This is a genomic window from Longispora albida DSM 44784, assembly GCF_000379825.1.
Classification (GTDB): domain Bacteria; phylum Actinomycetota; class Actinomycetes; order Mycobacteriales; family Micromonosporaceae; genus Longispora; species Longispora albida.
Genome location: NZ_KB903835.1, coordinates 395,478 through 421,636, shown reverse-complemented (window position 1 = coordinate 421,636; position 26,159 = coordinate 395,478). Strand labels below are relative to the sequence as shown.

24 protein-coding genes and 1 tRNA gene are annotated in these 26,159 nt (G+C 69.9%); 13 read left to right on the top strand and 12 right to left on the bottom strand.

The features are described from left to right. Window positions 1-110 precede the first annotated feature (110 nt). Window positions 111-184, top strand: a tRNA-Thr gene (locus A3G1_RS0125295). A 15-nt stretch (window positions 185-199) separates the two neighbouring features. Here A3G1_RS0125295 and A3G1_RS0125290 read toward each other — a convergent pair. The 7 genes from A3G1_RS0125290 to A3G1_RS0125260 form a co-directional block, all read right to left on the bottom strand. Further along, entirely contained in the window at window positions 200-1,219 is a 1,020-nt protein-coding gene (locus A3G1_RS0125290; RefSeq protein ID WP_018352291.1) for a HAMP domain-containing sensor histidine kinase, read from the bottom strand. After that, the gene (locus tag A3G1_RS0125285) at window positions 1,219-1,890 is read right to left on the bottom strand and encodes a response regulator transcription factor (protein ID WP_018352290.1); all 672 of its coding nucleotides are present in this window, start codon (window positions 1,888-1,890) and stop codon (window positions 1,219-1,221) included. The genes A3G1_RS0125290 and A3G1_RS0125285 overlap by 1 nt, the downstream gene beginning before the upstream one ends. 69 nt (window positions 1,891-1,959) lie before the next feature. Beyond that, a complete protein-coding gene (locus A3G1_RS39035; RefSeq protein WP_157641385.1) occupies window positions 1,960-2,853 on the bottom strand; it encodes a hypothetical protein in 894 nt (297 codons plus the stop codon). Between the two features lie 138 nt (window positions 2,854-2,991). After that, the gene (locus tag A3G1_RS36790) at window positions 2,992-4,338 is read right to left on the bottom strand and encodes a serine/threonine-protein kinase (RefSeq protein ID WP_051110650.1); all 1,347 of its coding nucleotides are present in this window, start codon (window positions 4,336-4,338) and stop codon (window positions 2,992-2,994) included. 88 nt (window positions 4,339-4,426) lie between these two features. Beyond that, window positions 4,427-5,293, bottom strand: coding sequence for an ornithine cyclodeaminase family protein (locus A3G1_RS0125270; protein WP_018352288.1), 867 nt, complete (start codon window positions 5,291-5,293; stop codon window positions 4,427-4,429). Between the two features lie 12 nt (window positions 5,294-5,305). Next, a complete protein-coding gene (locus A3G1_RS0125265) occupies window positions 5,306-6,289 on the bottom strand; it encodes a proline racemase family protein (RefSeq protein ID WP_018352287.1) in 984 nt (327 codons plus the stop codon). Between the two features lie 66 nt (window positions 6,290-6,355). Next, entirely contained in the window at window positions 6,356-6,538 is a 183-nt protein-coding gene (locus tag A3G1_RS0125260) for a hypothetical protein (RefSeq protein ID WP_018352286.1), read from the bottom strand. Window positions 6,539-6,745: 207 nt separating this feature from the next. On the opposite strand from A3G1_RS0125260, the gene A3G1_RS0125255 reads away from it, so the two are divergent. The 4 genes from A3G1_RS0125255 to A3G1_RS0125240 all read left to right on the top strand — a co-directional run bounded on the left by A3G1_RS0125255 (window position 6,746) and on the right by A3G1_RS0125240 (window position 8,424). Then, window positions 6,746-7,072: a YbaB/EbfC family nucleoid-associated protein gene (locus tag A3G1_RS0125255; protein WP_018352285.1), complete on the top strand. Its 327-nt coding sequence runs from the start codon at window positions 6,746-6,748 to the stop codon at window positions 7,070-7,072. Further along, window positions 7,072-7,326, top strand: coding sequence for a hypothetical protein (locus tag A3G1_RS0125250; protein ID WP_018352284.1), 255 nt, complete (start codon window positions 7,072-7,074; stop codon window positions 7,324-7,326). The genes A3G1_RS0125255 and A3G1_RS0125250 overlap by 1 nt, the downstream gene beginning before the upstream one ends. After that, the gene (locus tag A3G1_RS36785) at window positions 7,319-7,924 is read left to right on the top strand and encodes a hypothetical protein (RefSeq protein ID WP_157641384.1); all 606 of its coding nucleotides are present in this window, start codon (window positions 7,319-7,321) and stop codon (window positions 7,922-7,924) included. The genes A3G1_RS0125250 and A3G1_RS36785 overlap by 8 nt, the downstream gene beginning before the upstream one ends. A 62-nt stretch (window positions 7,925-7,986) precedes the next feature. Further along, window positions 7,987-8,424, top strand: coding sequence for an adenylyltransferase/cytidyltransferase family protein (locus A3G1_RS0125240; protein ID WP_040479520.1), 438 nt, complete (start codon window positions 7,987-7,989; stop codon window positions 8,422-8,424). 70 nt (window positions 8,425-8,494) lie between these two features. On the opposite strand, the gene A3G1_RS0125235 is transcribed toward A3G1_RS0125240, so the two are convergent. Next, window positions 8,495-10,909 (bottom strand): DEAD/DEAH box helicase, encoded by a 2,415-nt coding sequence (locus A3G1_RS0125235; RefSeq protein WP_083937094.1) that lies wholly within the window; start codon window positions 10,907-10,909, stop codon window positions 8,495-8,497. On the opposite strand from A3G1_RS0125235, the gene A3G1_RS0125230 reads away from it, so the two are divergent. The 3 genes from A3G1_RS0125230 (at window position 10,867) to A3G1_RS0125220 (ending at window position 14,273) form a co-directional block, all read left to right on the top strand. Next, window positions 10,867-11,208, top strand: a complete 342-nt coding sequence (locus tag A3G1_RS0125230) for an STAS domain-containing protein (RefSeq protein ID WP_018352280.1) — start codon at window positions 10,867-10,869, stop codon at window positions 11,206-11,208. The genes A3G1_RS0125235 and A3G1_RS0125230 overlap by 43 nt on opposite strands. A 5-nt stretch (window positions 11,209-11,213) precedes the next feature. Then, window positions 11,214-11,615, top strand: coding sequence for an ATP-binding protein (locus A3G1_RS0125225; RefSeq protein WP_018352279.1), 402 nt, complete (start codon window positions 11,214-11,216; stop codon window positions 11,613-11,615). A gap of 315 nt (window positions 11,616-11,930) precedes the next feature. Next, window positions 11,931-14,273 carry a sodium-translocating pyrophosphatase gene (locus A3G1_RS0125220; protein WP_018352278.1) on the top strand — a complete coding sequence of 781 codons (2,343 nt, stop codon included), beginning with the start codon at window positions 11,931-11,933 and terminating at the stop codon, window positions 14,271-14,273. Window positions 14,274-14,334: 61 nt separating this feature from the next. Here A3G1_RS0125220 and A3G1_RS0125215 read toward each other — a convergent pair whose 3' ends face one another. Continuing rightward, window positions 14,335-14,880, bottom strand: a complete 546-nt coding sequence (locus tag A3G1_RS0125215) for a hypothetical protein (protein ID WP_026212499.1) — start codon at window positions 14,878-14,880, stop codon at window positions 14,335-14,337. Window positions 14,881-14,967: 87 nt separating this feature from the next. Between A3G1_RS0125215 and A3G1_RS0125210 the strand changes: the two genes are divergently transcribed. Both A3G1_RS0125210 and topA read left to right on the top strand, forming a co-directional pair. Then, entirely contained in the window at window positions 14,968-15,549 is a 582-nt protein-coding gene (locus tag A3G1_RS0125210) for a hypothetical protein (protein ID WP_018352276.1), read from the top strand. A 201-nt stretch (window positions 15,550-15,750) separates the two neighbouring features. After that, entirely contained in the window at window positions 15,751-18,642 is a 2,892-nt protein-coding gene (gene topA / locus A3G1_RS0125205; RefSeq protein WP_157641383.1) for a type I DNA topoisomerase, read from the top strand. A 40-nt stretch (window positions 18,643-18,682) separates the two neighbouring features. On the opposite strand, the gene A3G1_RS0125200 is transcribed toward topA, so the two are convergent. Then, on the bottom strand, window positions 18,683-19,954 hold the full coding sequence (locus A3G1_RS0125200) for a D-arabinono-1,4-lactone oxidase (RefSeq protein WP_018352274.1): 1,272 nt from the start codon (window positions 19,952-19,954) through the stop codon (window positions 18,683-18,685). A 222-nt stretch (window positions 19,955-20,176) separates the two neighbouring features. Here A3G1_RS0125200 and A3G1_RS0125195 point away from each other — a divergent pair, with 222 nt between their 5' ends. Further along, window positions 20,177-20,713 (top strand): TetR/AcrR family transcriptional regulator, encoded by a 537-nt coding sequence (locus tag A3G1_RS0125195; RefSeq protein ID WP_018352273.1) that lies wholly within the window; start codon window positions 20,177-20,179, stop codon window positions 20,711-20,713. Here the strand turns inward: A3G1_RS0125195 and A3G1_RS0125190 are convergent. Continuing rightward, window positions 20,710-21,933 carry an amino acid deaminase/aldolase gene (locus tag A3G1_RS0125190; RefSeq protein WP_018352272.1) on the bottom strand — a complete coding sequence of 408 codons (1,224 nt, stop codon included), beginning with the start codon at window positions 21,931-21,933 and terminating at the stop codon, window positions 20,710-20,712. The genes A3G1_RS0125195 and A3G1_RS0125190 overlap by 4 nt on opposite strands. Here A3G1_RS0125190 and tmk point away from each other — a divergent pair. Then, a complete protein-coding gene (tmk, locus tag A3G1_RS0125185) occupies window positions 21,932-24,088 on the top strand; it encodes a dTMP kinase (protein ID WP_083937093.1) in 2,157 nt (718 codons plus the stop codon). The two genes, A3G1_RS0125190 and tmk, sit on opposite strands and share 2 nt — an antisense overlap. After that, complete coding sequence (locus A3G1_RS0125180; protein WP_018352270.1) at window positions 24,085-25,269, top strand: DNA polymerase III subunit delta'; 1,185 nt, start codon at window positions 24,085-24,087, stop codon at window positions 25,267-25,269. The genes tmk and A3G1_RS0125180 overlap by 4 nt, the downstream gene beginning before the upstream one ends. A 195-nt stretch (window positions 25,270-25,464) precedes the next feature. On the opposite strand, the gene A3G1_RS0125175 is transcribed toward A3G1_RS0125180, so the two are convergent. Then, a complete protein-coding gene (locus tag A3G1_RS0125175; RefSeq protein ID WP_157641382.1) occupies window positions 25,465-25,800 on the bottom strand; it encodes a hypothetical protein in 336 nt (111 codons plus the stop codon). Window positions 25,801-26,159: the final 359 nt, after the last annotated feature.

Here is a 26,159-nt window from a genome sequence, read left to right as displayed (position 1 = left end):
CCTGTCAGGGCTTTTCTTCGAGCCGCCAGCCGGCGGGCCGGGGGCGGTTCGCGCGCGGGGGCACTGTCACGTACACTGGTCCGGCGACACTGGCTTCCAGTGCCGTGACTGCCGCCTTAGCTCAGTTGGCCAGAGCAACGCACTCGTAATGCGTAGGTCTCGGGTTCGAATCCCGAAGGCGGCTCCGAGAGTTCAGAGGTCAGGTTCCCGGGGTGCCGGGGATCTGGCCTTTTTCGTTACCGGATGCCTCGCTGCTGAGCGTGACGCGGATCGTGCAGCCGGGGCCGTCGCCGACGACCGCGATCGTGCCGCCGTGCAGCTGGACGAGCCAGCGGGCGATGGCCAGGCCCAGGCCGGTGCCGCCGTCGGCAGCTCGCCTGCCCCGGATGAAGCGTTCGAAGACGAGTTCGCGTTCCTCGGCTGGGATGCCGGGGCCGTCGTCGGAGACCTCGATCAGGATCGCCGAGCCGTCGCGGGTGGCCGAGAGGCCGACGCGGCCGTCCGCCGGGCCGTGCTGGTAGGCGTTGGCCAGCAGGTTCGCGATGACCTGGTGCAGGCGTTCCCGGTCGGCGGTGATCGTGAGGTCGTCTGGGGCCGTGACGACGGCGCTGGTGAGGGTCGCGACCTCGTGCAGGAACGGCTTGACGAGGAACGTGGACCTGGTGAGAGGCACGACGCCAGCTTCGAGGCGGGACAGGTCGAGCAGCTCGGTGACGAGCCGGCCGAGGCGCTCGGTCTGGGTGAGGGCCGCTTTGAGCGTCGAAGGGTCGGAGATGCCGTCGACCACGTTCTCCAGCACGCCCTGGAGGGCGGTGATCGGGGTACGCAGCTCGTGGGAGACGTTGGAGATCAGCTCGCGGCGCTGCCGGTCGGCCTCGCCCAGGTCGGCGGCCATCTGGTTGAAGGCGCGGGCGAGTTCGCCCACCTCGTCTTTGGACGTGGCCTGGACGCGCTGCTGGTAGTCGCCCCGGGCCATGGCTTTGGCCGCCGCCGTCATGGCGCGGAGGGGCGAGGTCATGCCGTGCGCGATCACCTGGGTGACGGCCAGGGCCGCGAGCATCGCCGAGGCGAGGGTGAACGGGGGCAGCCAGCCGATGCCGTAGTAGAAGACCAGGCCAGCGGCTGCGATCGACGCGGCGACCAGTATCCCGATCTTCATCTTGATCGAGCGGACCGGGTCGAGGGGGCGTGGGAGCGCCCGGCGCAGCCAGTCACCCACTACTTCGGTACCTCCAGGGCGTAGCCGACGCCGTGCACCGTGCGGATCAGGTCGGCACCGATCTTGCGGCGGAGGGTCTTGACGTGGCTGTCGACGGTACGGCTGGCTGCGGGGTCCGACCAGCCCCAGATCGCGGAGAGCAGCTGCTCGCGGCTGAGCACGGCACGCGGGCGCTCGGCGAGGCAGCGCAGCAGGTCGAACTCCGTCGGCGTCAGGTGGACTTCCTCGGTGTTGCAGAACACCCGGCGCTCGGCCTGGTTGATCTCCAGCGGTCCGAGCTTCGCCGTCCGGGTGACAGCAGCCCGCTCCACCCGGCGCAGGAGCACCGCGACCCGGGCGGCCAGCTCGCGCATGCTGAACGGCTTCGTCAGGTAGTCGTCGGCCCCGACGCCGAGGCCGACCAGCATGTCGGTCTCCTCGCCGCGGGCGGTGACCATGAGCACCGGTACAGGATGATCCGCCTGAATCCGGCGGCAGACCTCCAGGCCGTCGAAGCCGGGCAGCATGACGTCCAGGACGACGACGTCCGGCCGGTGCGCGGCGGCGGCCCGGACGGCGCTCGGCCCGTCGCCGGCGATATCGACCAGATAGCCCTCACCGCGCAGCCGTGCGGCGACGGACTGCGCGATGGTGGGCTCGTCTTCGACTACCAGTACCCGGCGTTGGTTCACGAGATGAAGGTAATGGCTGGTTGTGAAGGAGTTGTGCCGGCGTCGTGCCGCTATGGCGCAGGCCGCGCCCTAGCTGGCGAGGCGTTTGGCGAGTTCGGTGGCGACGGCCTCGGCGATGAGGGGCTGGAGGGCCTTCGCGAGGGCCTGGGGGTCGATGTTGCCGGTGCTCAGGCGTTCGAGGCGCTGCTGGACGGCTTCCACGACCGTCTTCAGGTCGGCGAGGCCGGTCCTGGTGGCGGCGAGACCGTTCTGCGTGTCGGTCCGGAGGGCGTTGAGGCCGTTCTGGGTTTCGGCGCGCAGGGAGGCGACGCTGCTGGCTGTGGTGGCTTTCAGCTCGTCGATCCGGGACTTGGTGTCGACGTGCGCGAGGGCGTTCATGTTCGTGGCGCCACCGCGCTGGGCGGCCTGGTCGTACACGGAGCCCTCCCCGCCGGCCCGCACCCAGTCGGCCCGGGACGGCGCCCAGTTGTCGAAGAGCAGCTTGAGCCGGAAGTCCTGTACCGGATCCATATCCTCTTCTTCCTCTTCCTGTCCGAGCAGCACGGCGAGCACGCCGCTGTGGTCGTCGGCGGCGCGTGACCGGTAGAAACTGATGTGCACGTGCCACAGGTGGCTGTCGTCGGAGGAGACCGCGCGGCCGGTGGCGGAATCCCAGCCGGTCACGTTCTCCCCGTCGACGGTTCCGTAGAACTCGCGCACGGCTGCCAGGCGCGGATCGCCGTCCCGCATCCCGTCGAGCAGGCGGGACGACACAGCGATCATCTGCTCCGGCGACAGGCTGATGTCCAGCGCCGCCAGCCAGTTCACATTGCCGGACCTGTCGAGCGCGAGCTTGTTGGAGTAGTCCGCAGAGCCGTCACCGTTCGAGTTGATCCAGTTGCGGGATCGGTGGTACCCGAAGGTGTGCGACTCGTCGCCCTTGATGCCGATCGCGACAGCGGTGAGGCCGAAAGCCTTCCTCACCGCCACACCCAGGGCGGCCAATGCGGACGGAGCGAATTCCTCAGTCCAAGCAGACATGGCTCAATACTAGGCCTGACCAGGCACTATGGACTGTCGTGTATTCGTACGAGCCATGTTGGCGTATCGGTACTAGCCGGGTCAGGCCGGACTCGGCTGCGCGGCCGGTGTCTGCGGGGGTGGTGTCGGAGACGGGGCCGGTGGCTGCGTGGGTGAGGCCGGCGGGGGCGTCGGGCTCGGGGCTGGCGGCACGGGCGGTGGCGTCGTGGGTACGGGAGGGCGGGTGGGGGCCGGCCGGTTGTCCTGGGTGGGCTGGGCGCTGGGCGCGGTCGATGGCGAGCTGGCGGGCACGGTCGGCGACGCACCGGGGGCGGTCTTGGTGGCGGGCAGGCTGCGGTGGAGTGACGCGGCGGGTGCCGGAGAAGTCGATGCGGACTCTGCGGGGCTCGGGAGGATCGTGCCGGGCGCGGTGCCGCTGACCAGGCTCGGGTACGTGACGGCGGCTGCCGCTGCTGCGACGCTCACGCCCGTGATGAGCGCGGCGAGCATCGGCCAGCGCCGGCGGGTGCGCTGCCGGGGCGGCTGGTTCGCCAGGGACGGTGCGGGGTCGTAGCCGGCGAGCGCGACCAGCTCGGTCAGGTCAGCGCCGGCCCCGCTGAGCATGGAGAGCAGGGTACGGGCGTTGGGGCGGTCCTCGGGGCGCTTGGAGACGGCGCGGGCGACGTGCGGGTAGAGGCCTTCCGGCACGCCGGTGAGGTCCGGCGGCTCGTGGAGGATCTGGAGGACGCGGGTCACCGAGTCGCCGTCGCCGAACGGGTGCCTGCCGGTCGAGGCGAACGCGACGAGGCAGCCCCAGGCGAAGATGTCGGCGGCCTGGGTGACGGGTCCGCCCCTGGCCTGTTCGGGCGCCATCCAGCCGGGGCTGCCGACCATCATCCCGGTGCGGGTGAGGTCGGAGGAGCCGTCGACGGCCCTGGCGACGCCGAAGTCGATCACGCGGGGACCGCAGAGGGACAGGATCACGTTGCCCGGCTTGAGATCGCGGTGGATCAGCCCGGCGGAGTGGATCGCGGTCAGCGCCGCGGCGACCCCGACCGCCACACCCTGCACGGACGAGCTGGGCAGCGGGCCGCGCTCGGCGACGGCCCGGGAGAGCGGGATGCCGTCGACGTACTCGGTGACGAGGAACGGACCCTCTTCGTCCTCACCGAAGTCGATCACCGGGGCGGTGCAGAAGGCCGCGACCCGGCTGGCCAGGGCCGCCTCCCGCCGGAACCGCTCCAGGAACTGCTCGTCGACCGCGAGCCGGGGATGGATGACCTTGACGGCGACGATCCGGCCGTCGAGGGCCCGGCCGAGGTGCACGGTGCCCATCCCGCCGGCGCCGAGGCGGCCGATGATCTCGTACTGGCCGATCATCGCCCGGTGGCCGGTGCTGGTCCGGCCGCCAGCGCGGTTCACGCGCGTCTCGAAGTGAAGGTCGCCCATTGGTGCCTCTCGGAGTGGTACGCGCGGCTATCCACTCAACGGGCAAACCGGGCCTGGGTGACGGCCTCGGTAGATGGGCTAATTTGCGCTATTTGTATTTTTCGGTGCCGGGCAGGGCCTCGTAGGCCGCCGCGGCGACCACCAGGTCCTGCCAGCCCATCCCGACGCTCTTGAACAGGCGCGGGCGGGCCGGGTCCGGCTTCGTGCCGTGCAGGTCCGCCAGCGTGACCAGGTCGACGGGTACACCGGAGCCGATCGGCTGGATCACGTCGCCGGCCTCGGTCAGCGCGGCCCTGCGGGACTCGACGAAGACCTGGCTCGCCGCGACCAGGTCGGTGTCGACCTCGCGCTTGCCCGGCTCGTGCGACCCGATCGCCACGACGGCCGTGCCGGCCGAAACCCACGCGCCGGGAAAGAGGGGGGTCTCGGCGGTCGTGCAGCAGCAGATGATGTCGGCGTCCTGGATCTCTTTCCTGGTACGAGAATCGTTGCGGCCTTTCATCGCCACGTGCTCGATGTCGCGGATGGCCCGCACCGCCTCGACATGGGCCTCGGCCTGTGGTCCCGTGCCGAAGACCAGCAGCCGGGAGGCGTCCGGCCTGGCGATGTGGTTGAGCGCGGCGGCGGAGACGGCCGGGGTGCGCAGGCTCGTGAGGGCCGTCCCGTCGAAGAGCGCCAGCGGGGCGAAGGTCTGGCCGTCGAGGAGAAGGTAGACGGCGCGGATCCTGGGCAGGCCGTGGTCGGCGACCGTCGCGATCTTCACCCCGGCGTATCGCTCGTCGCCGGAGGGCATGAGCAGCATCTGACCGGCGGGGAAGGGCACATTGGACCGGGCAGGGTCCGCCTCGGGGTCGAGCCCGGCGGCGAGCGCGTCCTCGATCGCGGCGATGGCGGCCGGCATGGGCAGGAGTGTGCTGAGGTCCGCCGCGGAGACGAGCGGGAGGTTGCCGAACATGCTGTTCTCCCGTCAGCGGAGGACGAAGCCGGTGCCGAGGGCGTCGGCCGGGTCGAGTTCGAAGACGCTGGTGCCGGTGCGGTACGCGCTGCCCGTGATGCCCGAGGCCGAGGCCAGGAACTCCGTCCCGACGATCGAGGCGTGCCGGAGTACCTGGCCGGCCGGAAGGTCCAGCAGCGCGAGGCAGGCCGAGGTACCCGAGCCGCACGGTGAGCGGTCCACCTGCCCGTCCGCGAAGATCGTGACGTTGCGCTGGTAGAGGCCAGCCGGGTCGGGGCGGCGGCTGTCGTAGAAGATCACGCCGTACAGGCCGTCGCCTGCGTGCGTGGCGAGCGGCTCGTCGCGCAGGGCTGCCTTGATCTCCCGTCCGGCCCGGATCAGGGCCGGCAGGTCCGCGGGCTCGACAGCGAGGCCGAGCTGCGCGGCGTCGAGGACGGCGTACACGGCACCGGAGTAGGCGAGATCCACAGTGAACTGTCCGGCGGGGACGTCGCGGCCGAGCGGGTAGGCCTCGACGTTCTGGAAGGTCACGCGCTCGACGCGGCCCTGGCGGGTAGTGACGAGGGCGGTGACGCGGCCGGACGGTACGTCGATGCGGATCTCCGTCTCGCCGTCGGCCGGCACGTCGACGAGGCCGGAGTCGACAGCCCAGGTACCGAGGGCGATCGTGCCGTGGCCGCACGCCGTCGAGTACCCGTCGTTGTGCCAGAACAGCACGCCGAACGCCGCGCCTTCGTCGTCGGCCGGGACGATGAACCCGCCGTACATGTCGGCGTGGCCGCGCGGCTCGCGGCAGAGCAGCTGGCGGATCAGCTCGGCGGCCGGGAGCTGGCCGTCCTCGGCGATGGCGCGCTTGAGCGCTGCCCTGCGTTCCCAGACCGTCGCCCCGGGCAGCTCGACGCCCTGCACGATCCGGAACGGCTCGCCGGCGGTGTGGTAGTCGACGGCGGCGACGGGGCCGGCCAGGATGCCGGAGGCGGGGTTGAGCTGCTGCATGGCGGTACTATGTCAAATATTAGTTGCCCGGTCCAGCAACGCTCCGGTGGCCTCCCCAGGACCGGGCTACTGCGGCGGTTTGGTGTCGCTGGTCTTGTTGGGGATGACGTAGACCGCGATCGCCCCCACGACCGCCAGCGCGATGGTCACCCACTCCTGCGGCGTGACCTTGTTGTCGGTGATGGCGGAGGCGAGGGTGGTGAGGCCCGCCACCGTCGCGGCGACGATGAACTTGGCGTAGCGCATCATGAGCAGCCCCTTCCCGGGCACAGGCAGGTGTGCAGCCTGTGCAGGACATGGTATGGGCGTCGATGCCCAGGCAAGCACTACTGTCAATGTGCCGACCCCGCAGCCGGCGTACTTATCGACGTTTGCGGGTTATTGGGTCTTCACAGAGAGCCACGGTTCGATTAGTGTCACCGCTCGGCACACCGATGATCCACTGAGGACTGATGAATGGCCCCGGAGTACGACGCGGCGTGGGTGGACGCGGCCATCGCGCGGTACGAGGAGATCGAGGCCCGGCAGGCCAGCTACGAACGGGCGCTCGGCCAGGTCGAGGTGACGGTGCGCTCGCCGGACGGGCAGGTCGAGCTGGTGGTCGCCGCGAGCGGTGAGGTCCGGGCGGTGACCGTGGCCGAGCGGGGGCGTACCGGCAGCACGAGCGAGCTCAACGCGGCGATCCTCGCGGCCATCCAGTCCTCGGTGAAGGCCGCCGAGTGGGCGCGGCAGAAGGTGCACGCCGAGCAGTTCGCCGGGTACACGCTGCTCGGGCGTTCGTGATGGGTGACCTGCAGGGGTTCGCTGGGCGGGTACGTGGCGCCGTGCCGGGTGATCCGGCGGCGGAACCGGTGACGTTTCCTGGCTACGCGGAAGGGGTCGCAGCACAGTGGGCGGCCGCGATCAGCGCGCGGGCTGCGGAGGTGGCGAAACAGCGCGAGCTGCTGCTCCGGCTCGCCGAGGAGGTCGAGGAGGCCGCTGGGCGGTACGCCGGGGCCGATATCCGTCCGGCGCTGGGCGGCGGTGGCGATGCCTGAGGTTTCGATGCTCGATCGGCTGGCCGGGCCGGGGCTGGACCTGCTGGGCAGGGTCGACGCGTGCCTGGCCCGGTACGGGGCACCGGCCGGGCATCCCGTACTCGGCCTGATCCGCGACGCGGGACTGACGCCGGGCGAGGCGCTCGCCTTCGCGGTGAGCCTGGACGACGGGCCGTTCCGGCGCGCGAGCCTTCCGGTACCGGGGCCGTTGCCGAGCCTGCGGGACGTGACGTGGGACGGGGCGGCCCGGGACGCCTTCGAGACACAGTGGACGGCTGTGGTGCGCCAGCAGGAGGCGCTGGCGGAGCGGATGGCGGCGACGCGCGCGTACGCGGAGGCCGTCGTGGAATGGGTCGGGCTCGTGCGGCGGTCCGTGGCCGAGGCTGTGGGGACGGCGCTCGGCTCGATGGAGGCCGTTCGGGTGAAAACGGAATCCGATCCGCTGGCGGCGGCCGAGATCGGGGCCGTGGTCCTCCGGGCGGCGGTCCGGCCGTTCCCTGGAGGGGTGGAGTGGGCTGGACGGCTGTCCGAGGTGGAGTTCGTGGCCCCGGGGAGAGGTGGGGGACGTGCGGGGCGAGGGTTCTCGGTGGCTTTGTGACTGGGGGGTCGGGTGGTGTCGCGGGGGCGCGGTATGTCCTGGCAGCCCGTTAACGTGAGGTCATGAAACGTTCGGTTGCCGTGGTCAGCGGCTATTTCAACCCGCTGCACGTCGGGCACGTCCGCATGATGCGCGAAGCACGGGCGCTCGCCGACATGCTGATCGTGATCGTCAACAACGACGAGCAGCAGATCCTCAAGAAGGGGCGAGTGATCATCCGGGAGTCCGACCGGGCGGAGGTCGTGGAGAACATCCGGGTGGTGGACAAGGTACTGCTCGCCACCGACCGGGACGGCTCGGTCCGCGACACTCTCGCCGAGGTGCGCAGGCTGTTTCCCGGAGACCGGATCATCTTCGCCAACGGAGGCGACCGGCGGGACGCGGCGTCGATCGCTGAGGCCGACGTGTGCGCCGAACTCGGCATCGAGATCGTCTTCGGGGTGGGTGGTAGCGACAAGGCGGACGCCAGTTCGCGGATCATTGCTGAGACGGGGGTTTAGGGCTGGATGCAGGGTGGGGTTGGTCGGCGGGTGGGCTTTGCGGGGGTGAGGGCGCGCCTGTCGTTCAGCTTTACGTGGGGGTGGGGACGGGGTCTGGGGACGGTAGTGCTTTCAGGATCGTGTCCAGTACGGCTATCGCTCCGCTTTTGGACAGCGGGTCGTTGCCGTTGCCACACTTCGGGGACTGGACGCAGGACGGGCAGCCGGCTGGGCACTCGCACGCCGCGATCGCTTCCCGGGTGGCGGTCAGCCAGCTGACCGCTGTGCCGAAGGCGCGCTCGGCGAAACCGGCGCCGCCCGGGTGGCCGTCGTAGACGAAGACTGTCGGCAGTTCCGTGTCGGCGTGCAGGGCTGTCGACAGGCCGCCGATGTCCCAGCGGTCGCAGGTCGCGATCAGGGGCAGCAGGCCGATCGCCGCGTGCTCGGCCGCGTGCAGTGCCCCGGGCAGCTCGGCTGCCTCGACGGGCGGCTCGGCGAGCGTGTACCAGACGGCGACCGTGCTCAGCTGCCGCTCCGGCAGGTCGAGTGGCCGCTCGTCGATCACCTCGCCGCTCGCGAGCCGCCGGCGCTGGTAGGAGACGACCTGGTTGGTGACGTCGACCTCGCCGAGGTGCAGCCGGACGGGGCCGGCGTCCACGGTGTCCCTGGTCGACACGATGCGGATCTCGGTGATGTCGCGGGCGTGGGTGGACCAGTCCGGCTCCTCGGGGTGCACGAGGGCCACGCCTTCGTCGAGGTGCAGCTCGTCGACCACATAGGACGAACCCTGGTGCAGGTACACGGCGCCCGGGTGCACCTGGGTGTGCGAGGCCCCGGCGTCGACGGTGCCGAGGAGCTTGCCGGTGCCGGACTCGACCACGGCCACCGGCTCGCCGCCCGTCCCGCGCAGGTCGACCTCCGGGCGGTGGGAAGCCGTCCAGTACCAGCCGGTCTTGCGGCGGCGGAGCAGCTGGTCGCAGAAGTCCTCTGTCGTGCCGAACAGCTCCAGGTCGGCCGTCGTCAGCGGGGACTCGGAGGCGGCGGAGCACAGGTGCGGGGCGAGGACGTACGGGTTCTGCGGGTCGAGGACCGTGGCCTCCACCGGCCGGCGGAACAGCGCGTCGGGGTGGTGGACGAGGTACGTGTCGAGCGGGTCGTCGCGCGCGATCATGATGCACAGCGCTTCCTGGCCGGCCTTCCCCGACCGCCCGGCCCGGCCGGCCTGCTGCCACAGCGAGGCCAGCGTGCCCGGGTATCCGCTCAGCAGCACCGAATCCAGCCCAGCGATGTCCACGCCCAGCTCCAGCGCGTTGGTGGCAGCCAGCCCGACGATCCGGCCGTCGCGCAGGGCGTCCTCCAGCGCCCGGCGCTCCTCCCTGAGGTACCCGGCGCGGTAGGCGGCGACGTGGTCGCGGAGGAACTCCAGGCCCGCCTCGTCCAGCCCGCGCTTGGCCATCGTGGCGACGATCTCCGCCCCGCGCCGGGAACGGACGAACGCGAGCGTGCGGACACCGGCGGCCACGAGGTCGGCCAGCAGGTCGGAGGTTTCGCGCAGGGCTGTCTTCCGGACCGGGGCGCCGTTCTCCCCCGCGCCACCGCCCTCCCGCTGGGCCGGCACGGGGCCGGAGACCGGCAGCAGCGGTGGTTCCCAGAGGGCGAAGGTCATGCCGGAGCGGGGCGAGCCGTCGGCCGTCACGGCCCGGACGGGCAGCCCGGTCAGCCGGGAGGCCGAGGCCGCCGGGTCGCTGACGGTGGCCGAGGCGAGGACGAAGGTCGGTGAGGCCCCGTACTTCGCGCACAACCGGCGCAGCCTGCGCAGCACGTGGGCGACGTGGGAGCCGAAGACCCCCCGGTACGTGTGGCACTCGTCGACCACGACGTACCTGAGCTTGCGGAGGAAGCCAGCCCAGCGTGCGTGCTGGGGCAGGACTCCGTAGTGGAGCATGTCGGGGTTGGTGAGGATGAGGCGGGCGTGACGGCGCAGCCAGTCGCGCTCCAGCCGGGGCGTGTCGCCGTCGTACACCGCCGCCGCCACGCCGAACGGGGCCAGGGCGCGGAACTGGTCGACGGCCAGGGCCTTGGTCGGCGACAGGTACAGCGCGGTGGAGGTGCCGAGGGAGGCCAGCACGGGGAGCTGGTACGCGAGGGACTTGCCGGAGGCTGTGCCCGTGGCCACCACGACGTGCTCGCCTGCCCAGGCTGCTGCCGCTGCCTCCGCCTGATGTGCCCACGGCTGGTCGATCCCGAGACTCGCGAGAACCGAGCGGGTGGCCGCAGGTACAAAATCTGGCCATTCCGCCGGTGACCCGGCACGGGCCGGCACCCGCTCGACATGGGTGACCAGGCCGGTGCGGCCGCGCACCAGCCGATCCAGCAGGGTCGCGGGGTCGGTGGAGGGCACGCACCAGACTAACCCGGCCGGCAGGGCGCAATACTGCCCGCAAAGATGGTTAGATTCTCGACATGGAGCTGTCGCTGGAGACCGAGGCCGTCGCCGACCGCACACTCCTGCGGGTGTCCGGGGAAATCGACGTGTATACGGCCCCGAAGCTCCGGGAGCGGCTGGTCGAGCTGGCGGACAGTGGCGCGAAGGACATCGTGGTCGACCTGGAGCTGGTCGAGTTCCTGGATTCCACCGGGCTCGGCGTGCTGGTCGGCGGGCTGAAGCGGGCCAAGGCCAGCTCCGGGAGCTTCGTGCTGGTCTGCGACCAGCCCCGGCTGCTGAAGATCTTCCGGATCACGGGACTGGAGAAGGTTTTCGAGCTCTATCCCACGGTGACGGACGCTCTGAGCGGAGCGCGGTAGCGACGATGCCGACGGTCCGGCTGCGCTTCTCACCGTCGCCGGCGCATGTGCGTACGGCGCGGCTGGTCGCTGTCGCCTGCGGGCGGCGGGCCGGCGTCGCGGTGGAACGCCTAGAGGAACTGAAACTCGCGGTGGGCGAGGCGTGCGCGCGTGCCGTCGCCCGGCACCGCCGCTCCGGCCTGTCCGATCTCGTGCTGCTGGAGCTGGCCGACGACGCGGGTTTCGAGGTGCGGGTCTTCGACTACGCGCCGGCCGAGCCACAGGGGTCCGTCGACCCGGAGGAGACCGTCGCGGCCGAGGCCGGCATCGCGCTGCTGGCCGAGTCGGCCGACGTGCTCAAGGTGATTCCCGGGCCGGGCGGGCTGGGCTCGCAGGTCTCGTTGTGGTGGCCGACCCGGTCCCGTTAGCTCCGTTCGTCCGGTTAGTTCTCGGCACCCTCTGCGTGTTTGTGCAGGTCAGGGGATTCCTGTGCCCTATGATGCCTGTTATGTGCTGATCGCCCCATCTTGGCTCGCAGCCAAGATCCATAGCACAGAGACGAGAATCTTTCGAAATCAGGTGGGTACACGTGTGACTCGTGACACGATCTCCGGCTAGAGTACGCGAGTCGTGTCACACCCCCGGTGCGCCGGGTGACGTCGTCCGCCCGCGGCGGGCCACGGAGCGGCCCGCCGCCCTCCTGAAGCCGTTCTCTGGGCGATCGGGTACTCAGGAGGACTGCAATGTCCGGTTCCACTCTCGTCCTGGCGGGCGGGAAGGGGGCGTCCCTTACCGGTGACAACACCACCTACGTGATCATCGCCGCGGCCATCGCGCTACTCGCGCTCGGCTTCGCTGCAGGTCTCGTCAAGGCGGTGCTCGCCACCAGCAAGGGCACCCAGAAAATGCAGGAGATCGCCGGTGCCGTTCAGGAAGGCGCAAGTGCCTACCTGAACCGGCAGTTCAAGGCGCTCAGTGTTCTCGTCGTCATCGCCGTCGGCCTGTTGTGGCTGCTGCCCGCCGACGGCGGAACGCAGATCAAGATCGGCCGTTCCGCCTTCTTCATCGTCGGCGCGCTGTTCAGCGGCTTCATCGGCTGGGCCGGCATGTCGCTGGCCACCAGGGCCAATGTCCGGGTCGCCGCAGCCGCGAGGGCCAAGGAGGGCGGCCGGGAAGGCGCGATGCAGATCGCGTTCCGTACCGGTGGCGTCGTCGGCTTCCTCACCGTGGGCCTCGGGCTGTTCGGCGCGGCGCTCGTCGTGCTGATCTACCAGGGCGACGCGCCGACCGTCCTGGAGGGCTTCGGCTTCGGTGCCGCGCTGCTCGCGATGTTCATGCGGGTCGGTGGCGGCATCTTCACCAAGGCGGCCGACGTCGGCGCCGACCTGGTGGGCAAGGTCGAGCAGGGCATTCCCGAGGATGACCCGCGCAACGCGGCCACCATCGCGGACAACGTGGGCGACAACGTCGGCGACTGCGCCGGCATGGCGGCCGACCTGTTCGAGTCCTACGCGGTGATGCTGGTCGCCGCGCTCATCCTGGGCAGCGCTGCCTTCGGCGGCGAGGGCCTGGTCTTCCCGCTGATCATCCCGGCTCTGGGCGTGATCACCTCGATCATCGGCGTGTTCATCACCCGGCTCCGCAAGAGCGACAAGAGCGGCATGACCGCGATCAACCGAGCGTTCTACGCCTCGGCCTTCATCTCGGCCCTGCTGTGCGCCGGCGCGTCGTTCTACTTCCTGCCGGCCACCTTCGCCGAGCTGGACACCACCAACGAGACGATCAAGAACCACAGCGGCAACCCGCAGCTGTTCGCGATCGGTGCCGTCGTCATCGGTATCGTGCTGGCCGCCGCGATCCAGGCGCTCACCGGGTACTTCACCGAGACGTCCCGGCGGCCCGTCCGCGACATCGGCAAGTCGGCGCTCACCGGCCCGGCGACCGTGGTCCTGGCCGGCGTCTCCGTCGGCCTGGAGTCTGCCGTGTACACCGCACTGGTGATCGGGGCTGGCGTGCTCGGCGCGTTCTTCCTCGGCGGCGGTTCGATCATGCTCTCGCTGTTCGCTGTGGCACTGGCCGGCTGCGGCCTGCTCACCACGGTCGGCGTGATCGTCGCGATGGACACCTTCGGCCCGATCTCCGACAACGCGCAGGGCATCGCCGAGATGTCCGGCGACATCGACGAGCAGGGCGCGCGGACCCTGACCGACCTCGACGCGGTCGGCAACACCACCAAGGCGATCACCAAGGGCATCGCCATCGCCACGGCGGTGCTCGCCGCGACCGCACTGTTCGGCGCGTTCACGACGATCATGCGGACCGCGCTCGGCGAGGCCAAGGTCGCGGACATCGAGAACAAGATCCTCGACCTGCTGAACGTGGCCAACCCGGCGAACCTGGTCGGCCTGATGATCGGCGCGGCCGTGGTGTTCCTGTTCTCCGGCCTGGCGATCAACGCGGTGTCGCGCTCGGCTGGCGCCGTGGTGTTCGAGGTGCGGCGGCAGTTCCGTGAGCTGCCGGGCATCATGGACGGCTCGCAGCGGCCCGAGTACGGCAAGGTCGTCGACATCTGCACCCGTGACGCCCAGCGCGAGCTGATCACGCCCGGCCTGCTCGCCGTGATGGCCCCGATCGCCGTGGGCTTCGGCCTGGGTGTCGGGCCGCTCGGCGCGTACCTGGCCGGCGCGATCGCCTGCGGCACCCTGATGGCCGTCTTCCTGGCCAACTCGGGTGGCGCGTGGGACAACGCGAAGAAGATGGTCGAGGACGGCGCGTTCGGCGGCAAGGGCTCCGACGCGCACGCCGCGACGGTCATCGGCGACACCGTCGGTGACCCGTTCAAGGACACCGCCGGCCCGGCCATCAACCCGCTGATCAAGGTGATGAACCTGGTCGCGCTGCTGATCGCCCCGGCAGTGGTCGCGATGAGCCTCGGCACGGACGCGAACCCGGCGCTGCGGTACACCATCGCGGCCGTGGCGACGCTGATCATCGTGGGTGCCGTGATCAACAGCAAGCGCAAGTCCATCTCGGTCGGTGCCGACGAGACGAACGGCAGCGAGGTACACGAGAAAATCAGTGCGTGAACGCTGAGTGAGTGAGACGAGAGGGCCGGTGTTCCCCACCGGCCCTCTTTCTTTGTGCCTGCTACTGCTTGGCTTTGCAGGTCTCCGCGGAGTCGAAGGCCTTGCGCAGGTCAGGGGAGGAGAGCTTGGTCGGGTCGGCGGACTCCGGCTTGTACTCGCTCTTCAGCGTCTCCATCGCCGCGGCCACGCCGTCGTAGAACGTCTTGTCCTGGTCGGTGGCCAGCCCCTCGACGGCCTTACGCGCCTTGCCGTACGCGTCGCGGGCCACACCGATCGCCTTGGCCAGGGAGTCGGCGTGCTTCTTGCCGTCGCCGACGTCGGGGATGCCGGCCTTGACCACGCCGGCCCTGGCCTTCTCCGAGGCCGTCTCCGCGCCGCCCAGCAGGGCGAGCAGGCTGGTCCTGGCCTCCTGGGGCGACTTGGCTGCCGCCACGCCCTCGTTGGCCTTCCTGGTCAGGTCGGCGACGGTCACCTGCCACGCGCCCACGGCGCTGCACACCGACGACGCCCATTTCTCCGCGGCCACGTCACCGCTGGACCCGCAGCCCGCAACGGAGCCGGCGAGCAGCACAACGGACAGAGCACAGGCGAGCCAGCGGCGGGACATGCCGGTGAGTCTAGTGAGTCTGGTGCGTCGCGCCGGGGCGGCTCGGGCCTGCCGGAAAGGGGTACCCAGGCCCTAGGCTGGACGGTGATGAGCCAGCTTTCCTTCTTCGCCGCCGAGGCCACCGACCGCAGTCCGCTGGACCTCGCGGGGCTGCTGGCCGGGCCTGGCCAGCTGGTCAGGATGGGCGGGACGGCCCGGGTGTCCGTCGTGGTCGCCGACGAGTGGCGGGCGCAGGCGCTGCTGGGCGAGTACGCGGCCCGGGGGCTCGGCGGCGAGCTGGCCCCGGCCGTGGAGGACCGGATCTCGATCCGCACCGCGTACGTGAAGGCGCTCGCCCCGCTGGCCTCCTGGCTGCACGGTGCGGTGAAGCGCCCGCCGGCCGGGCTGGAACTCGACGGCCACAAGCTCCGGCTGTGGGCGATCGCCGCGGGCTCCCCCGGCGACAACCGCAGCTACGACCTCCACCTTGGCCACTCGGACCCCGGCGCGTGGGCTCAGGTCGGCCAGGCGATCGAACGGGCGGGACTCCCGGCGGAACTGGTCGGCCCCCGGGCCGGCGGCCCGGCGTACCGGATCACGGGCCAGCGCCGGATGAGCAGGCTCGCCGAGCTGGTCGGGCCCCCGCCGCGCGGCGCGCCGGATGGCGAGTGGCCGGTCCGGAAGCTGTAGCGTCCGGCCCTGAGGAGATAGCTACCCGTTCGACTATGAACGGTGTAACGTGTCCGGGTTGTCGGGGCTGATTTGACACCTGCGCGTCCGCGACCGCCGCCCACGCGTTACGTTTAGCAATTGATCGCTAGCTGCGATTGGCTGCGATTGCATGTCGGGGAGAGCCGCCAGCGCTGGGGACTGGATGGAGTTGGGAGCACCGTGCCGCGTTCCGTGAACAACCGCTTGGTCATCGTCGAGTCACCGGCGAAGGCCAAGACCATCTCCGGTTACCTCGGGCCGGGGTATGTGGTGGAGGCGAGCATCGGGCACATCCGGGACCTGCCGCGCGGCACCAAGGACCTGCCGGAGGAGTACAAGAAGGAGCCGTGGGCGTATCTCGGCGTGAACGTCGACCACGACTTCGACCCGGTGTACGTGATCAGCCCCGACCGCAAGAAGCAGATCACCCGGCTGAAGGCGCTCCTGAAGGACGCCGACGAGCTGTACCTGGCCACAGATGAGGACCGCGAGGGCGAGGCGATCGCCTGGCACCTGGCCGAGACGCTGAAGCCGAAGGTGCCGGTGCACCGGATGGTGTTCCACGAGATCACCAAGCCGGCCATCCAGGCGGCCGTGGCCAGCCCCCGCGAGATCAACCAGGCGCTGGTGGACGCGCAGGAGGCCCGCCGCATCCTCGACCGGCTCTACGGGTACGACGTCAGCGCCGTGCTGTGGAAGAAGGTCCAGCGTGGCCTGTCGGCCGGCCGGGTGCAGTCGATCGCCACCCGGATCGTGGTCGAGCGGGAGCGCCAGCGGATGGCGTTCAGGTCCGCGACGTACTGGGACGTGCTCGCGACCCTGGTCGGCGAGGAGCGGATCAGCTTCAACGCGACGCTGGCCGCCGTGGACGGCGAGCGCCTGGCGACCGGCAAGGACTTCGACCCGTCGACGGGCCGCGCCCGGTCGGGCGTGCTGCACCTCGACGAGCAGGGCGCGCGGGGCATCGCCGCCCGGCTGCTCGGCAAGCCGTTCGCTGTGGACCGGGTGGAGGAGAAGCCGTACCGGCGCAGGCCGTACGCGCCCTTCACCACGTCCACGCTCCAGCAGGAGGGCGCACGGAAGCTGCGGTTCTCCTCGGCGCAGACGATGCGGATCGCGCAGCGGCTGTACGAGAACGGTTACATCACCTACATGCGTACCGACTCGACGAACCTGTCGGAGACGGCGCTGAACGCCGCCCGGCAGCAGGTCCGTGAGCTGTACGGCGACAAGTTCGTCCCGCCGCAGCCCCGGGTGTACGCGAAGAAGGTCAAGAACGCGCAGGAGGCCCACGAGGCGATCCGCCCGGCCGGTGACACGTTCCGCACTCCTGGCGACGTGGCCAAGGAGCTGCCCGCCGACGAGCTGAAGCTCTACGACCTGATCTGGCGGCGGACGATCGCCTCCCAGATGACCGACGCGGTCGGCAACTCGACCTCGCTGCGGATCAGGGCCACGTCGAGCACCGGCGAGGTGTGCGACTTCCACGCCTCGGGTAAGACGATCACCGACCCTGGCTTCCTCAAGGCGTACGTGGAGTCCTCGGACGACGAGGAGGCCGAGGCGGAGGACGCCGAGCGCCGCCTGCCGAACCTGGCCAAGGGCGACGGGCTGACGGCCGACAAGCTGGACCCGGCTGGGCACACCACCCAGCCGCCTGCCCGGTACACCGAGGCCTCGCTGGTCAAGGCGCTGGAGGAGCTGGGCGTTGGCCGGCCGTCCACGTACGCCTCGATCATGCAGACCATCCAGGACCGGGAGTACGTCTTCAAGAAGGGCCAGGCCCTCATCCCGTCCTTCACGGCGTTCGCGGTGATCCAGCTGCTGGAGCAGTACTACCCGCGGCTGGTGGACTACAACTTCACCGCGTCGATGGAGGACGAGCTCGACCAGATCGCCGGCGGCGAGGCGGCGTCGGTGGACTTCCTGCGCGGCTTCTACTTCGGCGGCGAGGACGGGCCGGAGGGATCGGTCGCGCGCTCGGGCGGCCTGAAGAAGATGGTCACCGAGCGGCTGGCCGACATCGACGCGCGTGCGGTCAACTCGATCCCGCTCGACGGCGATGTCGTGGTCCGGGTGGGGCGTTACGGCCCGTACCTCCAGCGGGGCGAGGACACCGAGGCCCGCGCGGCGATCCCGGAGAACCTGGCGCCGGACGAGCTGACGGCCGAGAAGATCGAGGAGTTGTTCCTCGGCGGTTCCGGCGAGCGTGATCTCGGGCAGCACCCGGAGACCGGCGAGCCGATCCTGGTGAAGTCGGGCAGGTTCGGGCCGTACGTCTCCAGCGGGGAGAAGTCGGCCTCGCTGCTGAAGACGCAGTCGCCGGAGACAGTGACCTTCGAGGAGGCCGTCCAGCTGCTGACACTGCCGAGGCAGGTCGGCAAGGACGAGGCCGGCGAGGAGATCCTGGCGACGTCCGGCCGCTACGGCCCGTACATCAAGCGGGGCACGGACTCGCGGTCGCTGGAGAGTGAAGAGCAGATCTTCACGATCACGCTGGAGCAGGCGCTGGCGCTGCTGGCCCAGCCGAAGACCCGGGCCGCCCGGGGCGCGGCCAAGCCGCCGCTGCGCGAGATGGGCGTGGACCCGGCGACCCAGAAGCCGCTGGTGATCAAGGATGGCCGGTTCGGGCCGTACGTGACGGACGGCGAGTACAACGCCTCGCTGCGCCGGGGTGACACGGTCGAGGAGCTGACGATCGAGCGGGCCTCGGAGATGCTCGCCGAGAAGCGGGCTGCCGGTCCGGCGAAGAAGGCCACGAAGAAGGCCGCCGCCAAGAAGGCTCCGGCGAAGAAGACGACCGCGAAGAAGGCCGCCGGGGCTTCGGCTGACGAGGCTTCGGACGACGGGGACGAGGCCAAGCCAGCCAAGAAGGCTCCGGCGAAGAAAGCTGCCGCCAAGAAGGCACCTGCCAAGAAGGCCGCTGCCAAGAAGGCCGCTGCCAAGAAGACCACTGCGAAGAAGGCCGCTGCTCCGGAGAAGGAGCTGACGGAGGCCCAGAAGGCCACCGACGCGGTGAAGAAGGCGATGGCTGCCGCCAAGAAGGCCGCGAAGGCTGCGGCTTCGTCGTAGATTTTTTCAGGGGTACCCGGATTCCGGGTACCCCTGTTGTTTAGCCGAGCACGCGGTTTGTGTAGTCGTTGGCGAAGCGGCGGCCGGGGTCGAGTTCGTCGCGGAGTTTCGTGAAGTCGGCGAGGCGCGGGTACGCGGAGCTGGCGTCCTCGGCGGTCCAGTAGTTCAGCTTCCCCCAGTGCGGCCGGCCGCCGAGGGTGAGCGCGAGCTGCTCGAACTGCCGGAAGTACTCCTCGTACGGCATGCCGGTGTACTGGTGGATGGCGAGGTACGCGGAGTCGCGGCCGTAGGACGGTGACAGCCACAGTTCGTCGGCGGCCGCACAGCGCACTTCCACGGGGAAGACGATGTTGTACGGAAGCCTGGCGATGATGGCCCGGAGGCCCGCGAACGCCTCGCGGAGCGCTTCACGCGGAAAGCTGTACTCCATCTCGACGAACTTCACCCGGCGCGGCGAGCAGAAGACCTCGTGCGAGGAACCGGTGTACGAACGCTCGGACAGGGCCGAGGCCGAGAACCGCGTGATCGACGGGACCAGCTTCGGGAAGGCCCGGCCGGTGCGGCAGAGCTTGTCGAACATGGCGTTGGAGAGGAAGTCGTCGTCCAGCCACTGCCTGAACGCCGACAACGGCCGGTCGGAGGCCGGTACGCGGTTGTTGGCCTTGGTGAGCGCTCGTTCCGTGTACGGGAACCAGTAGAACTCGAAGTGGTCGTTGGCCGCGAAGTGCTCGCTGAGGCCCGCGAGGACGTCGGCGAGGGGCAGCGGCTTCTCGGCGGCATGGAGGGTGAAGGCGTCCACGCAACGCAGAGTGACCTCGGTGAGGACGCCGAGGGCCCCGATGCCGACGACGACACCGTCGAACCCGTCGTCGCCCCGCGCGTACCTGCGGACCTCGCCGGAGGCGGTCACCAGCTCGACGGCCTCCACGAAGGTCGCCAGGCCGCCGAGCCGGTGGCCCGTGCCGTGGGTACCGGTGGAGATGGCCCCGCTGATGGTCTGGGCGTCGATGTCGCCGAGATTGGGCAGGGCCAAGCCGTGCTCGGCGAGCAGGGCGTTGAGCCGGTGCAGCGGCATGCCAGCCTGGACGGTGACAAGATGGCCGTCGATGGATATCAGGCCTGCTAGACGGTCGAGTGCGACCCGCAGCCCGGTCGTCACGGCCGCCGCACTGAACGAATGGCCGGAACCGATGGCCTTGACGGAGCCTTCGGAACCGAGGATCGCATCGATAAGCTCGTCCCGGGTAGCGGGGGCGACGGCCAGCGCCGCGGTCTCGTACTGGTTTCCGGCCCAGTTCCGCCAAGCGTGCATGTGATGTGAGTACTCTTCATATTCGCCGTCGTCAAGGGTTCCCGGCGGCTCGTGCGCGTGGCCGAGGGACTGGGTGAGGACTCAGTGGACGAATCGGGCATGATGTACGGACAGTTAGGTAACGGACACGGAGGCGGCGGAGACATGGCGGTCAACCAGGTACGCAGCGGACCCTTGCGGCGGCTGCCCGTCCAGGAGCGGAGTGCCGCACGAGTCGAGCGGATGCTGGACGCCTGCGCCGCCCTGGTCGACGAGCTCGGCTACGAGGCGCTCACGACCACGCTGGTCGCGGAGCGGGCCGAGGTCGCGATCGGCTCGGTGTACCAGTTCTTCCCGGACAAGCGGGCACTCGTCCAGGCGCTCACGGAGCGCAACCTCGCCGAGTACATGCGGCGGATCTCGGAGCGGTTCGCCGCCGACCAGCTCGACCACTGGTGGGACGGGGTCGACGCGGTGATCGAGGAGTACATCGCGCTGCGGAGGGACCTGCCGGGGTTCCGCACGCTCCACTTCGGAGACGTAGTGGACGTGCACCTGCTCGACCCGGAGATGGACAACAACGCGGCCATCGCCGCGCGGCTGGGCGGGCTGCTGGCCGACCGGTTCGGCGTCACGCCACCGGAGCTCCAGCTCGCGGTGGCGGTCGAGACGGGCGACGCCCTGATCAAGCTGGCGTTCCGCCGGATGCCGGGCGGGGACCCGGAGGTGCTGGCGGAGGGTAAGGCCATGATCAAGGAGTACCTGTCCCGGCACGTCTAAAGAAAGGCTTTGCCCTCGCCCCGGTACGTGGGGACGGTGTCGACGATCTGGGAGCCGGAGACGATGTGCAGCTCGTTGACGTGCTCGCACAGTTCCCCGGCTTTGGCGTGACGGAACCACACCCGGTCGCCGACCCTGAGGTCCTGGCCAGCCCCGCGCAACGGCGTCTGCACCTCGCCAGCGCCCTCGGCGGGGAGGATGCGCAGGCCGCGCGGCAGGTACGGCTGGGGAAGGCGGCTCGGGTGCGCCGGGCCGGACGCGATCCAGCCTCCACCATGGACGGTCGCGATGCGTGACGTCGGGCGGCGGGTGACGGAGAGCGCGAAGAGGGCGGCAGGCTGGGGCTGCCACGCGCTGTAACCGTCGAAGAGCGTCGGGCCGTAGAGGCCGGAGCCGGCCGTGACCTCGGTGACGGCCGATTCGGCGGAGGTGGTGTGCAGGCTGCCCGTGCCGCCGCCGTTCACGAACTCGAGCTTGGTGTGCTCGCTGATCGCGGCCACGGCGGTAGCCCGGCGGTCGGCGAGCTCCCGGGCCGAGCGGCGCTGGATGAGCCGGATCAGGCGGCTGTAGGCGGGGCGGCCGGGCTGGGCGTCGCCGAGGCCGGCGATCTGCGCCTCGTAGGACATGAGGCCGACGAGCTGGAAGCCGGGCCGGGCGATGACCTGGGCGGCCAGGGTGCCGACGGCGGATGGCGAGTGCAGCGGGGAACGGCGGACGCCCAGGTGCACGCCGAGCGGGCGCCAGGAAGCGTCGAGCTCCAGGCAGATCCGGATCGGCGGGCGCTGGGCCGGGAGAACCGCGTCGATCAGGTCGAGCTGCGCCGGGTCGTCGACCATGAGTGTGATCTTGTCCGCGTGCCAGGGCAGATTCGACAGCGCGTCGCGGTCGGCGGCCGGGTACGCGACGAGGATGTCGTCACTGACGCCCATCGACGCCAGCCAGTTCGCCTCGGCGAGCGTGAAGGCCATGATGCCGGCATAGCCCGGGCGGGACAGGGCGTCGGTAAGCAGCGCGCGGCAGCGGATCGACTTGCTCGCGAGGCGGATTGGCTTGCCGGCGGCCCGTGTGAGCAGGGCATTCGCGTTCGCGTCGAAGGCGGCGGAGTCGACGATCGCGAACGGCGGATCGAGATGCGCCGTCGCTGCGGCGTACCGGGCGGCGGTCGCCTCGGCCGGCTCGGCGGTACGCGAGCCGGGAAAACCAGGGGCCGTGGTGGGCATGCATCACCTTAACGCGAAACCTGTTCATATTGATGGTGGCGCGGAGACGGCAAGCCAACAGTTATACAGTGGTCGGCAGGTATTTGCAGGTATTGGTTGGCCGGGTTTCAGGGGGTTCGTCATCAGCGCGCAGGTCGATCTGTCGGGCGGTGCCGAGCTGCGGTCGATCCTCAGGATCAGGCCCTTCCGCCGGCTCTGGATGGTTCTCAGCGTCTCGTCGTTCGGCGACTGGCTCGGCTTGCTGGCCACGGCGCTGTTCGCGGCGTCGCAGGCGAGCACGACCGTGGCACAGGGTGCGGCGTTCGGCACGGTGATCGCGGTGCGGCTGCTGCCGGCGCTGGTGCTGGGGCCGGTGGCCGGGGTGTTCGCGGACCGGTTCGACCGCCGGTACACGATGGTGGCTTGTGATCTTCTGCGGTTTGGGCTGTTCGCGTCCATTCCGCTCGTGGGGACCCTGGCGCACGACGGGCGGGTCGCGATCACGTGGGCCGCCGTGGCCACGGTGCTGATCGAGACGGTGTCGATGATCTGGACGCCGGCGAAAGAGGCCTCCGTCCCGAACCTGCTGCCGAAGGCGCGGCTGGAGCGGGCCAACCAGCTTAGTTTGATCATGACGTACGGAGTCATGCCCGTGCTGGCGGCTCTGACGGTGTCGGCGTTGTCCTCGCTGCTGAAGGCGAAGGAAGGCACCTGGGCCTCGTCGGAGAACATCGCGCTGTACTTCAACGCGCTGACGTTCCTGGCGACCGCGCTCGTGGTGTTCTTCGGGATCAAGGAGATCAGCGGGCGGTCGGCCAAGCAGGACGACAAGAACGCCGGGCTGCTGGGACAGTTCGCTGACGGCTGGCGGTACGTGGGGCGGACGCCGCTGGTGCGGGGGCTCGTCTACGGGATCCTGGGGGCGTTCGCCGGCGGGGGCGTCGTCATCGGTACCGCCAAGTTCTACGCCTCTTCGCTCGGCGGCGGTGACGCGACCTTCGGCATCTTGTTCGCGGCCATCTTCATCGGGCTGGGTGCTGGCATCGCGCTCGGGCCGGTGCTGGTCGGGGCGTTGTCGCGGAAGCGGTGGTTCGGGGTCAGCATCGTGCTGGCTGGTTCGGCGGTGCTGGTGCTGGCGCTGGCTCCGCATCTGGCCGTGGCGGTGGCTGGCGCGATCCTGGTCGGTGTCGGGGCCGGGATGGCCTTCCTGGCCGGTATCACGCTGCTGGGTGCCGAGGTCAGTGATGACGTGCGCGGACGGGTGTTCGCTTTCGTCTGGACCGCTGTTCGCGTCGTGCTGATGCTCAGTATTAGTTTGTCCGGCTTTGTGGTCGGCCTGGGCGGGACGCGGGCGATTCTCGGGTTCCACCTGTCGTCCACGCGTGTGCTGCTCGCGGTCGCTGGAGTCGTGGGTGTTGTCACCGGCCTCGTGGCGCTCCGGCAGATGGACGACCGCAAGGGCATCCCGCTGCTGAAGGACATCGTCGGCGCTGTCCGGCGACGGCCCGTGTCCCAGCCGGAGGAACGCGCCGGCGGGCTGTTCGTCGTGTTCGAGGGCGGCGAGGGCGCGGGGAAGTCCACGCAGCTGGTGAAGCTCGCGGCGTGGCTGCGGAACGAAGGGCATGAGCCTGTCGTCACGAGGGAACCGGGGGCGACCGATATCGGGATGCGCATCCGGAGCCTGGTGCTGGACGGGAAAGAAGAGATCTCGCCGAGGGCTGAAGCGTTGTTGTACGCGGCTGATCGGGCACAGCACGTCGCGTCGGTGGTGAAGCCTGCACTGGATGCCGGGCTGATCGTGCTGAGCGACCGGTATGTGGACTCGTCGCTGGCGTACCAGGGCGCGGGGCGGACGATGGTGGCGGATGAGATCGCGTGGCTGTCGGGATGGGCTACCGGTTCGCTGAAGCCTGATCTGGTGGTACTGCTCGATGTGGACCCGTCGGTCGGGCTGTCGCGGGCGAAGGCCCGGAGCGGGGCCGACCGGATCGAGGCGGAGTCGCTGGCGTTCCACGAGCGGGTCCGGTACGCCTTCCTGGACCTGGCTTCCGCGCAGCCCGCGAGGTACCAGATCCTCGACGCGGGCCTGGGTGAGGACGAGCTGGCCGCCAGGATCAGGGAACGCGTGGAGTCGCTGCTGCCGACCGTGCAGGTGAAGCGGGCGGTCGCCCCGTGACCGTCTTCGACGAGCTGGCCGGGCAGCGCGCGGCCGTCGAGGTACTCCAGAAGGCGGCAGGAGCTGCTGCGGCGATCGTGCGGGGAGACCAGGTACCGGCAGGTGCCATGACGCACGCGTGGCTGTTCACCGGGCCGCCCGGATCGGGGCGTTCGATGGCGGCACGGGCCTTCGCGGCCGCCTTGCAGTGCGTGAACGGCGGATGCGGGACCTGCGCGGCGTGCCACACGACGCTGGGCGGCACACATGCTGACGTGCGGTTTGTGGTACCGGACGGGCTGTCCATCGCGGTGAGCGAGATGCGGGCGCTGGTGCTGCGGGCTGCGAGCTCCCCGACGCAGGGCCGGTGGCAGGTACTGCTGGTCGAGGACGCCGACCGGTTGACGGAGGCGGCGGGCAACGCGCTGCTGAAGGCGATCGAGGAGCCTCCACCTCGGACTGTTTTCCTCCTGTGTACGCCGTCCACGCACCCGGAGGACGTGTCGGTGACCATCCGGTCGAGGTGCCGGGTGGTCAGCCTGACCACGCCGTCTGCGGCGGCCATTGCTGGCGTGCTGGTGGCCCGGGACGGTGCCAGTGAGGCCGATGCGGCATGGGCCGCGGCGGCGGCTCAGGGGCACGTCGGGCGGGCCCGGAAGCTGGCCAGGGATCCGGCTTCGCGGGACCGGCGGCAGGCGGTACTGGGCATTCCGCGAAAGCTGACCAGCATCTCGGCGGCGTTCGACGCGGCGGCCATGCTGATCAGCTCGGCCGAGGAGGAAGCGGCGGCAAGTGTCTCCGAGGTCTCCGCCAAGGAGAAAGCCGAGCTGGAGACGGCGCTCGGGGCGGGCGGGACCGGGAAGGGGGCTGCGGCTGCGGCCCGCGGTACCGCTGGAATTTTGAAGGATCTGGAGCGCAAGCAGAAGTCACGGGCGACGCGGGCACAGCGGGATGCTCTGGACCGGGCGCTGATGGATCTCGCCGGGCTGTATCGGGATGTCCTGGCCTTCACCCTGAAGTCGGGGACCGCCCCTGTTCATGCCGACGTGGCGGAGATGACGCGGGCGGCGGCGGCGAAGTGGACACCCGAGTCTGCGCTCCGGCGGCTGGAGGCTGTCCTGGCCTGCCGGGAAGCGATCGACGCCAACGTCAAGCCGAAGATTGCCGTTGAGGCGATGATGCTGTCGTTGTGGCAGGGGTGAGTTGCGCGGCGGTCCTTGGGGATTGATTCGCTGGTCGGTTGCTTTGGTGGCTGGGTGAGGGTTCTGGTCCACTGTGGCGGCGGGCTTGAGGGTGGGGACCGGTTTGGATGGTCCTTGGCTTGATGGGACGTCCAAACCGGTCGCTAGTAGTTGGCTGGTCTTGGTGGTTGGTCTTGGCTGGCTAGGTAGAGGCAGTCAGGGGGTTAGCTGGGGCGGGTACTCCGGCAGCCGAGGTACCTGAAAGCTCGCGTGGAAGAGCACGTCGTGAACTTCCGAGAGAATCGCCCCGTCAGCCAGCCGTCCAGGCAGGAATCCGGCCGGGCTGGGTAGCGTGAACCGCCACAGCTGGAACCTGCCCTCGTACCAGATCTCGCACATCGGATACCGGCCACGCGTTGTGAGCGCCATGACCAGGGCGTGATCGTCGAAGAACCCGATCTCGAAACCAGTCAGGTCCGGGCGCATCCAGTTGCGGAACTGCATGACCTCACGGCGCAGGATGCTTTTTGATTTTGTTGATAGGCGGCTCATGCGGGGGATGGTGCAGGAGGGGGAGCTTTCAAACCCGCAAAAAATTGCGGGTAGCAGTTTTGGTGGGTTGACGGGCGGGGGCTGGTGTGGAGGTGTGAGAGTTTTTGCTGGTGGGGGGCTTGGCCGGTTGAGGGTAAGTCGATCTTGCTGTTGAAATTTGTTTGGTTGTTCCTGGGGGCCCCNCCCCCTCCCCCCCCCCNCCCGCCCCTGACTTGCCCCAAGATCCCGCCCGGTGAGCGCACCAGCACCAGCCTCTCGCCAGGGCCAGGCGATGCTGCGCCTGGGCACTCCGCAGCATCGCCCTACCCCACGCCCAACGCACCCAGGACCAACGCCCGCCCCCAACCGCGCCGACACCA